The sequence below is a fragment of the Cognatiluteimonas telluris genome (assembly GCF_011320095.1).
In the GTDB taxonomy this organism is placed as follows: domain Bacteria; phylum Pseudomonadota; class Gammaproteobacteria; order Xanthomonadales; family Xanthomonadaceae; genus Cognatiluteimonas; species Cognatiluteimonas telluris.
Genome location: NZ_JAANOY010000062.1, coordinates 1 through 2,871, shown reverse-complemented (window position 1 = coordinate 2,871; position 2,871 = coordinate 1). Strand labels below are relative to the sequence as shown.

The window sequence follows — 2,871 nt, the reverse complement described above, 5'->3', positions numbered from 1 at the left end:
CCGCGCGCCGCGGGGGCGGTGCCGCGGGGGATGACGACGAGGCTGCGGGCGGCGCGCCGACCCTGGCCCAGGCGATCCGACAGGCGCCCGCGGGTGCGGCCACCGCGACCACGGCCGGCGCGCCGGTGCCGGTGGAGGCCAAGCCCGCCCCGGCGGTCCCATCCCCGGTGCGCATCGACAAGGGCATCTTCCGTGCCTACGACATCCGCGGCATCGTCGGCCAGACCCTGGATGCCGGTGTCGCCGAGCTGATCGGCCATGCCGTCGGCACGCTGATGTTCGAGAAGGGCCAGGGCGAGATCGTGGTCGGCCGCGATGGCCGCCTGTCCGGGCCGGACCTCGTGGCCGGGCTGGTGCAGGGCCTGCGCAAGGCCGGTCGCAACGTCGTCGATATCGGCATGGTGCCGACGCCGGTCGTCTACTTCGGCGGCTTCCAGCTGCGCACCGGCTGCGGCATCGCCGTCACCGGCAGCCACAATCCACCCGACTACAACGGCTTCAAGATCGTGGTCGGTGGCGAGACGCTGTCGGGCGCGGCGATCACCGACCTGTACGCGCGCATTGCCGAGGACCGGCTGCATACCGCCAGCGCGCCAGGCACCTTGTCCCAGCGCGACATCGCCGGCGATTACGTCTCCCGCATCGCCGCCGACGTGCAGATCGACCGCCGGCTGAAGGTCGTGGTCGATGCCGGCAACGGCGTGGCCGGCGTGCTCGGGCCCAAGGTGCTGGAGGCGATCGGTGCCGACGTCACCCCGCTGTACTGCGACATCGACGGCCACTTCCCCAACCACCATCCCGACCCGAGCGAGCCGAAGAACCTGCAGGACCTGGTGCAGATGGTGCAGCGCCTGGATGCGGACCTGGGCATCGCCTTCGACGGCGACGGCGACCGCCTGGGGGTGGTGACCCGCAACGGCGACACGATCTATCCCGATCGCCTGCTGATGCTGTTCGCGGCCGACGTGCTCGAGCGCAATCCGGGCGCGGTGATCGTGTACGACGTCAAGTGCACCGGTCGCCTGCCGGGCCACATCCTGCGCCACGGCGGCAGCCCGCTGATGTGGAAGACCGGGCATTCGCTGATTAAGGCGAAGATGCGCGAGACCGAAGCCGAACTGGCCGGCGAGATGAGCGGGCACTTCTTCTTCGCCGAGCGCTGGTACGGCTTCGACGACGGCATCTATGCCGCGGCGCGGCTGCTGGAGATCGTCGCCGCGCGTCCGGAATCGCCCACCGAACAACTCAATGCGCTGCCCAATGGCGTGTCGACGCCGGAGCTCAAGGTCGATGCCCCCGGCGGGGATCCGCACGCCTTCGTCGAGAAGTTCCGCGCCGCGGCCAAGTTCGAGGGCTCGCGCAACTCCACCATCGATGGCCTGCGCGTCGACTGGCCCGATGGCTGGGGCCTGGTGCGCGCCTCCAACACCACGCCGGTGCTGGTGCTGCGCTTCGACGCCGATTCGCAGTCCGCGCTCGACCGCATCCAGGCCGCGTTCCGCGAGCAACTGCTGGCGGTGGATCCGGGCCTGGCGCTGCCGTTCTAGCGATGGCTCATGCCGGGTGCGCGGCGAGGATCGCGCGCTCGGCGGCGGCGTGGATCGCCGGCCAGTTGCGCCTGCCGTCGCGGCGCTGCACCTGGCCCGGATCCATCCGTGCCAGCACCAGCTGCGCGTGGCGCAGCGAGCGCGCCGGCGAGGGCACGAACACCGCCGCCACCTCGCCGTCGAAGCCAGCCTCGCGATCGACCCGGCCGCGGCGCGTCAGCCTTCCGTACAGCGGCTTGGCCGCGTAGTAGCCGCGCAGCCGCGCGTGCTCGCGCAGCGGCCGGAAGTCGTCGCCACGCAGGGGATAGCGGAAGTAGTGGCGGAACCCCTCCACGCCCGCGAGCTGCCCCGGATCCAGCGAGCGCGGCAGCATCGTCGTCAGCGCGGCAGGCGCGGGGTGCCGTGTTCGTCCCGCTCCTCGGCGACGGCCTCGGCATGGATGCGCTGGCGCAGGTCGCGACCGGGCAGGTCGACCACCGGCTCGCCGCGACCGGCGCGCAGGGCGTTGGCGTAGGACAGACGCGCACGTGGCTCATCGCCGAGCGCTGCGTAGCCGTGGCCGAGCGCTTCCCAGGCATCGCTGCCTGCGCCCTGGGCGATCGCACGGTGCAGGTAGTCCTCCGCCTGGGGCCATTGCCCCTGCGCCTGCGCCAGCCTGGCCAGCGTGAGCAGCAACGCCGGGCTCGCGGGATGTCCCTGCAGCCAGCGCTCCGCGCGCGCGCGGCGGGCCTCCAGGCGCGCCACCGGCAGGCGGCCGTAGGCGTCGGCGAGCGGCTCGCTCCAGCGCGCGTCGAGGGCCTGTTCGATCGCGCCCACCGCGGCATCGTCCCAGCGCAGGGCGGCGGCGCGGTCGGCGTACGCCAGGACCACGTCCGGGTCGGTGCGCCCGCCCTTGGGCAGCGCATCCCAACGCTCGGCCAGCACGTTGGCATCGCGCGCTTCGCGAAGCGACGCCGCCGCCCAGCGTTCCTGCAGTTCGTCCAGCGTGGCCGACGGCAGCGCCTGCTGCTGGCGCAGCGCGCCTAGCAGGCCATAGGCCTGCGCCGACTGGCCCGAGGCGGCGAAGGCGTGCGCGCGCAGGGCCAGGCCACGCGGTGGCAGCGGCTGCGCGGTTGGTGCGTCGAGCGCCACCAGGGCATCGGTCGGGCGCCCATCAGCCAGCGCGGCTTCGGCCAGCGCGATCGCACGGGCGGTGGCATGGCGCTCGCCGAGCGCATCGAGCTGGTGGCGCGCCGCCGCCTGGTCACCACGCGCCGCCGCGGCGCGGGCGGCCGCCAGTCGCGCGCTGGCCTCGACACTGCCGCCCTGCACCTGGCCGTCGTCG

The 2,871-nt window shown here is 73.4% G+C and carries 3 protein-coding genes; 1 reads left to right on the top strand and 2 read right to left on the bottom strand.

Going from position 1 to position 2,871, the window contains the following annotated elements; genetic code table 11:
- On the top strand, positions 1–1,547 hold a 1,547-nt coding region (locus G7B67_RS12825; protein WP_166213039.1), incomplete at its 5' end, for a phosphomannomutase/phosphoglucomutase.
- Positions 1,548–1,554: 7 nt separating this feature from the next.
- Here the strand turns inward: G7B67_RS12825 and G7B67_RS12820 are convergent.
- Positions 1,555–1,920 (bottom strand): hypothetical protein, encoded by a 366-nt coding sequence (locus G7B67_RS12820; protein ID WP_166213037.1) that lies wholly within the window; start codon positions 1,918–1,920, stop codon positions 1,555–1,557.
- A gap of 5 nt (positions 1,921–1,925) precedes the next feature.
- Positions 1,926–2,871, bottom strand: a 946-nt coding sequence (locus tag G7B67_RS12815; protein ID WP_166213035.1) for a heme biosynthesis protein HemY, incomplete at its 5' end; no start/stop codon positions are given.

Bases quoted from the DNA above. Each gene is read 5' to 3' on its own strand.
- G7B67_RS12820 (WP_166213037.1), bottom strand. From the start codon at position 1,920: ATGCTGCCGCGCTCGCTGGATCCGGGGCAGCTCGCGGGCGTGGAGGGG.